The sequence below is a fragment of the Cytophagales bacterium genome, assembly GCA_019456305.1.
Classification (GTDB): Bacteria; Bacteroidota; Bacteroidia; order Cytophagales; family VRUD01; genus VRUD01.
Genome location: VRUD01000127.1, coordinates 1 through 7,068, shown reverse-complemented (window position 1 = coordinate 7,068; position 7,068 = coordinate 1). Strand labels below are relative to the sequence as shown.

Below are 7,068 nucleotides of genomic sequence, written 5' to 3'. Positions count from 1 at the left end.
TTTACCAGTACCATTCAATCAGCTTTAGGACAAACTAAAGACAAAGATATATTGGTTACTATTGGGATCAAACCTGATAGACCAGATACCGGGTATGGATATATTCAATATTTAGAAGATGATGATTCTTTAAAGTCGGGGCCTACGACTTCCCCCCCCCCTAAAAAGTTGAAAAAAGTGAAAACTTTTACAGAAAAACCACACCTTCGGTTAGCTAAAAGATTTCTTGAAAGCGGTGAATTTGTATGGAATGCGGGTATTTTTCTATGGAATGTAAACAGCATTATTAAAGCTTTCGGAAAATACTTGCCTGAAATTGCTGAGATATTTGAAGGTGGCCTTAGTAAATATTATACCCCGGATGAGTTTGATTTTATTTTATCTGCATATTCACACTGCAGAAATGTGTCCATTGATTATGGGATCATGGAAAAAGCATCTAACGTGTACGTGGCATTGAGTGATTTTGGTTGGTCTGACATTGGTACATGGAAATCGCTCTTTAATATTGTTAAAAAAGATAATTACAAAAATGTAATTGACGGTAATATTTTAATATACGACTCCTCTAACTGCATTATTAAAACCCCTAAAAATAAACTTTTGATCGTTGAAGGTCTTGATGATTATATTATTGTTGAGCATGATAATGTAATGATGATATGTAAAAAAGAAAGTGAACAAAGGGTAAAAGAATTTGTCGCTGACGTGAAAATGAAAAAAGGGGAACAGTTTATATAGTAAGCAGTTGGCAGTTGGCAGTTAGCAGTTAGCAGTTAGCAGTTGGCAGTTGTCAACTGCCAACTGCTTTTTTATCAATTGCCATCAGTTTTAAATTCATAATCGTAATTTTTCGTTATTTTTTTCTTTTTCATTTTTTCTACTCTAACATTCATCGTGATATCTTTGAGGGGCCGGTCGCGATTATCCTTGGGTTGTGTGGCAATTTTATCTACTATTTCAATGCCGGCAATTACTTCACCAAACACAGTATATCCACCGTCTAAATGAGGGCTGCCACCGATGGTTGTATAAGCTTTTCGTTGTGCATCAGAAAACTTTTTCCTTGTTCTTTTTTCAAAACCGTTTAATTGCTGATTTGTAACAACAGTCCCATGAACTATATAAAACTGGCAGCCACTGGATTCTTTTTGCGGATTATTATCTCTTGCTGCAGCTACGGCACCTTTTTTATGGAATAGTTTTTCATTGAATTCTGCCGGTATCCTATAGCCTACATCACCATTTCCTAAGACCTGACCCGGCTTTGCGTTTTTTGAATCGGGATCACCCCCTTGTATCATAAAACCGTTAATTATACGATGAAAAAGGGTTGAATCATAGAAACCTTCTTCTGCAAGCTTGATAAAGTTTTCTTTGTGTTTTGGGGTTTCGTCAAATAAGATGATTTTCATCTCTCCGAATTGCGTGGAGATGGTAATCAATTTTTCATATTTTGATTCCTCCTGAGCGCAGGAAGTGTTTATTGCTAATAAAGCAATCAATATGAAGGACAACTGTTTTTTTATACGGACCATGATTTATATTATGTTTAATTTACGAATCTGGATCGCTTGAAAATAAAATAAAAACATTTATATAAAAATAAGGGCGTAAAGTTAAAAAATAAAAAGTAAAAATACTTTTTGTTGGTTTAATAGTTTGAAAATTGAGTCCACTCTAAAAAGTCCAAAAAATAAAAATGCCACTAAATCCCACAAAACCCTGAAAATCAATTAGTTAATTTTTAGTGGGATTTTGTGTTTTTGTGCTTTTGTGGCAAAAAAGACTTTTTAGAGTGGACTCAAAATTAATTATCAAATTAATTTCTGCTTTTTATCAGCCATATTTTATAGAATACTTCCGCCTTCCACATCAGCGCATCCTTCAGCACCACATTGGAATTGATCGTATTCCTTCCTTCCTTTACATCATAAATAGTAGGTATCACCGGGTTTTCATAGATGGTTTTGTAGTGCGTGCCGGTGCCCTGCTTCTTTAGCTTGGGTGATGGAGCCACCAAAGCCCCGATTGCCTTCTGGTAATATTGAATTGCCTTTTTATATTCAACCACAGCAGAATCTGCTGAAAGGGATTCTGCTGCTGTTTTTCGATAAAGATCACCAAATACATTAAAACATTGCCCCACACGCGGATGATATGAACCTAATGTATTTAATCTGATTTTTAATGATATATTAAAATATTCAAGTGTCTTTTCCTTATCTCCTTTTTCAGCATAGATACCACCTATATTTATATAGCTTTGGGCCATAACAGGATGATCCATACCAAATTTATTAAGCCGTATGTTCAATGCTTGCTTATGATATTTCATAGCTCTTTCATAATCGCCTTTTAATGTATAAACAGCTCCCAGGTTATTATAGCTGGTAGCTAAAGAAGGATGGTCTTTGTCAAGAATTTTAAGTTTTATATCCAATGATTGCTGATAATATTCCATCGCCTTATCATTATCAAGCATCATAAAATACACATTTCCAATATTATTATAGATTTTAGCTGTAGAAATATGGTTTCTGCCAAAAGTATTAACGAAAATTCTTAATGATTGCTGATAATATTCTATTGCTGTTCCATAATCGCCTTTGACACGATAAACAATTGCAATATTATTATAGCTTGTAGCCACACTATTATGTGTTCTACCAAAAGTTTTAAGCTTTATGTTTAATGCTTTCTGATGACATTCCAGGGCTTCATCATATTGTCCTTTAAAATAATATAACGTTCCGAAAGCATGATAACATTCTCCAACAACTCTATGTTCATTGCCTAATATTTCGAGTCCCGATTCGAGTCCTTTTGCTACGTGTTTAAATGCTTTGGTATATTGAGCTTTTAACATGTAATTCCACCCCATTCTCCAGCAACATATAACATACTTTGCCCAGATGGCTTCATTCGTAGCAAGATTCTCCTTTCCGTCTGCCTGTGCCTCCGGGTACTCGGTAGGAAACAGGCTATCTACCCCTACAGTCGTACAGTGAAGATACAGCTCACTAGCTTTTTGAAAATAGTAAATAGAGCTGTCGTATCGGGCGGTTCTCTGGAGTGTTAATGCTTTTTGAAAATATTGGCTGGCTAAAACTGTATCAGCAGGTTGGCTGAAAGCTAATATAGGTATAACAATAAAAAGAAATGTTATATTAATGATTTTTTTTAATTTATGCATTCCCAAATTGACTAATTTACAAATCTTTTAATTTCCTCAATTATCCTCCCTCCCCCTTTTCCCAAAACTTTATTTGCTAACATTTTACCTGTTTCCTCACAATTTTTTATACTTCCCGAGGTTTGTTCTTTTATGAGTTCTTTACCATCTAAGCTGATAATACCTCCGCTAATGGTCAGGTAATTATCTGATAATTTTGCTAACGCAAACACAGGCACGCTGCAGCCACCTTCTATTGTTTTTAAAAATGACCTTTCTGCGATTAAACAATATTCAGTTTCAGCGTGATTGGTAAATGCCTTGATCGTTTGTCTTGTATCATAGTCCAGTGATCTCGCTGCTTCAATAGCAAGCGCACCCTGGCCAACAGCAGGCGTAAACGTATCGTCCGGCAATTTTTCAACAATATAATCCTTATAACCCATTCTGTGAACACCTGCATAAGCTAATATAAGTGCATCACAATGACCATTCTCTAGTTTTTCAAATCTGGTTTGTAAGTTACCTCTGATATTTATTATTCTTACATGAGGAAAGTAATGTTTGAGCATCGCAATCCTCCTCACGGCAGAAGTTCCAATAGTAATGTTTCTTGTTCTATCCTGTAAAGAAATGCTTTTATCATAGCTCACTAACACATCATTTACCATTTCCCTTTCAGTAAAAGCAATGATCTCAAGTTCATCATCCAGCCCGCTCAGCATATCTTTTGCGCTGTGCACAGCAATATCAATTTTTCCATCTTTGAGCTTCTCTTCTAATTCTTCTGTAAAAACACCTTTATTCCCTATTTTGGCTATTGTTTTATTGAGTATCTTATCTCCTTTTGTTTCAATGGTGATGATCTCAGTATTCAGCCCACCTGCTTTTAATTTATCAGCCACGTAACTTGCCTGCCATAGCGCCAGTTTGCTGCCTCGTGTACCGATTTTTATTGTTTTGGGCATTATAAATTAATTTAGGAATTTGGAAATTTGATCCCGAGCACTGGGACACATCATCAGCTCAACATAAATGTTGAGGTACAATGTCCCGAGTACTCGGGATCAACTTTTTACAAACAACTCATTTATCAAAAGCGACAGATTGATAAACAATATCCTCGGGTTGGCATTTCTTTCAATATGGTAGCAGGCATCACTAAAGTGGTTATAAAAATTTTCCACAGATCCTTCATTCAAGGTTTTTGAAAATTTATTAATAAAATCCAGCTCATCTGCCGGAAACCTGGTTAACTGCTTATGGTGTACACCGCTCTGCCCCGCCAACTGGCGGGGCTCTGCGCTCTGCGTTATGAGGCATACCAGCGTTTCTCTGATAATATTCAATCCATACTTCAGGAGACTTTTCTGGTTTTCACGCCCGAGGGTTTGAAATTTTTCACTGTACTCAATCAGTCCTTTAATATCGTTTATGTAATTCAAACGCATCCACTCTTTAAAAAAATTGAGATGATCGTTTTGCGTTTCAGCGCTAAGAAGGATTGCCCTGTTGAGATTTCCATTGGTGATTTGTGCAATCTGCAGGGCTGCCTGCTTCTTCACTCCGTATTCGCTTGTAAGTATATTTACAATTTCTTCATTATTAAAGCTCCTGATCTTTACTAATTGACAGCGCGAGAGTATGGTTGGTAAAATCATTTCCAGTGAATTTGCAACTAATATAAAAACCGTTCTTTCATGAGGTTCTTCCAAAATTTTCAGCATTGCATTGGCTGCTGCAGCGTTCATCATTTCAGGCAGCCAGATTATGACGGTTTTGTATTGGGCTTCAAATGCTTTCAATGAGAGTTTGTTGATAAGATTCCTGCTTTCGGCCACAGCAATGCTGCAACCTTTATTTTCTGCACCGAGGTATTCAGCCCATTCATAGAGTTCGGGAAGTGGATTTTCGGTAAAAAAGTTTCTCCACTGATTCAAAAAGTTTATTCGTGCTTTTTCATCTGCCTCTTTAGATTTTTGCTCCGTAGAAATTGCCGGAAAAATGAAATGCAGGTCGGGGTGGATGAGTTTATTATATTTAATGCAGGAGGAGCATTGACCGCAAGCATCTTGCTCTTGTTTGTCTCCACAATTTAGAAGTGTTGCGTATGCTACGGCCATTGCAAGATTAGCGCTCCCTTCTATACCCCAGAAAAGCTGAGCATGAGCAATTTTGCTATTGGTAACCGAATTGATGAGATTGTTTTTTACATCTTGTAAGCCTGTTATTTGGGAAAATAGCATACTTAAACTTTTTTTGATTGACTTTTGATTTGATACTTGAGTCCACTCTAAAAAGTCTTTTTTGCCACAAAAGCACCAAAACACTAAATCCCACTAAAAATTAACTAATTGATTTTCAGGGTTTTGTGGGATTTAGTGCTTTGGTGTTTTAGTGGCATTTTTATTTTTTGGACTTTTTAGAGTGGACTCATACTTGTTTATGTAAACAGGTAACCTTAAATTTGGGCGTTTTACTCTTCTCTAATGAAGTAAAAACCGCAGATTACAAATTAATTTTACAAAATCTATGGATCTATGACATTATAATTTGTATGTGAGGATTGGAATAAGGCAGGGGACCTTGGGCACGAAAAGGCATATGATAATGTGAAGAAGTATTGTAAATACACAATCAAGTGACTAAATCATTATTTAAAGTAAATATTTGAATCAATACAACGATAACTACTACTATACCTGTGTCAATTGCTAAGCCATATTCATTAAGTATCTCGCTCATTGTCATTATATTAAACACTCTTAAGGGACGATTATTTATTCCAATACTACTTTTTTATTTATCACACCCGTATCAGTAATAACCTGCAAATTATAAATTCCTTTTGCATAGCCTTTTAAATTGATAACTTTTCTATAAGAACCTGAATATTGGCTTAGGTTTTCCTTGAATATTATCTTGCTAGCTATATCCAATAATTTAATTTGGAGTTCCTTCCCCCGAGCGCTCGGGGTCAAGACAAGCATTTCTATTATAAACTCACCGGTATTTGGATTGGGATAAATCTTTAACTGATCATTGTTTGTTGATGATTGATTTATACCTGTGGTTACAGTTACCTCTATGGTATCTACACCTGGACAGCCGTTTGCATCAGTAACCATAACACTATAAATACCTGTTGTATCAACAATAATAGTTTGTGTAGTTGCTCCGGTTGACCAATCATAGCTTGTAAAGCCAGCCCCTGCATCAAGCGTTATTGAACAACCATTGCATATCGTGTCTGCACCGAGATCAATAGTTGGTAAGAGATTAACTATTAAAGTTGTAGCAATTACACTATCACAGCCGTTGACAGTGGTTGAGCTGTCATAATAAGTTCCGGCTGTTGTTTGGTAGATACCAAATATCATTACACTGTCGCCATCGCAGATAGTATCGTCAGGTGTGTTGATAGAATAAGTTGGATTGACTGTAATATACCCCGCCTTAGTTATTGTACTATCAATAGAACAACCAAAAGCTGTTAATGTTACATCAAAAACACCAACTGTATCATAAGTAACTACCGGATTCTGAACCGTAGGATCGGCTGTTGTTCCACCGGGCAGCAGCCAGCTAAAACCAGTAGCGTCAGTAGATGTGTTATTAAATGTAACCGCATTTCCTTCACATATACTTGTATCGCTTGCTGAAAAGATTGCAACAGGTGAGGTTGTGCTTATCTGGACTGAGACTGTTGTAGAATCTATACAACCATTTGCACCAGTACCAACAACTGTGTAAACTGTATCATTTGGCGGTGATGCGTTTACTGAACTACCGGATGCAGCGCTTAACCCGGCTAAAGGCGCCCATGTATAGCTAACAGCGCCACTTGCAGTGAGCGTTACAGAATCTACTCCGGCCGTGCAAATTATACCGGG

At 36.6% G+C, this 7,068-nt stretch carries 6 protein-coding genes; 1 reads left to right on the top strand and 5 read right to left on the bottom strand.

What is annotated here, in order from left to right; translation table 11 throughout:
• Window positions 1–741, top strand: a 741-nt coding sequence (locus FVQ77_16995; GenBank protein ID MBW8052000.1) for a mannose-1-phosphate guanylyltransferase, incomplete at its 5' end; no start/stop codon positions are given.
• A gap of 74 nt (window positions 742–815) precedes the next feature.
• Here the strand turns inward: FVQ77_16995 and FVQ77_16990 are convergent.
• The 5 genes from FVQ77_16990 to FVQ77_16970 form a co-directional block, all read right to left on the bottom strand.
• On the bottom strand, window positions 816–1,538 hold the full coding sequence (locus FVQ77_16990) for a peptidylprolyl isomerase (protein ID MBW8051999.1): 723 nt from the start codon (window positions 1,536–1,538) through the stop codon (window positions 816–818).
• 284 nt (window positions 1,539–1,822) lie between these two features.
• Window positions 1,823–3,196: a tetratricopeptide repeat protein gene (locus FVQ77_16985; protein ID MBW8051998.1), complete on the bottom strand. Its 1,374-nt coding sequence runs from the start codon at window positions 3,194–3,196 to the stop codon at window positions 1,823–1,825.
• Between the two features lie 11 nt (window positions 3,197–3,207).
• On the bottom strand, window positions 3,208–4,143 hold the full coding sequence (gene hemC, locus FVQ77_16980) for a hydroxymethylbilane synthase (protein ID MBW8051997.1): 936 nt from the start codon (window positions 4,141–4,143) through the stop codon (window positions 3,208–3,210).
• A 99-nt stretch (window positions 4,144–4,242) separates the two neighbouring features.
• Entirely contained in the window at window positions 4,243–5,421 is a 1,179-nt protein-coding gene (locus FVQ77_16975) for a DNA polymerase III subunit delta (GenBank protein MBW8051996.1), read from the bottom strand.
• Between the two features lie 534 nt (window positions 5,422–5,955).
• Window positions 5,956–7,068 (bottom strand): T9SS type A sorting domain-containing protein (locus tag FVQ77_16970; GenBank protein MBW8051995.1); only part of this gene is annotated, 1,113 nt, incomplete at its 5' end.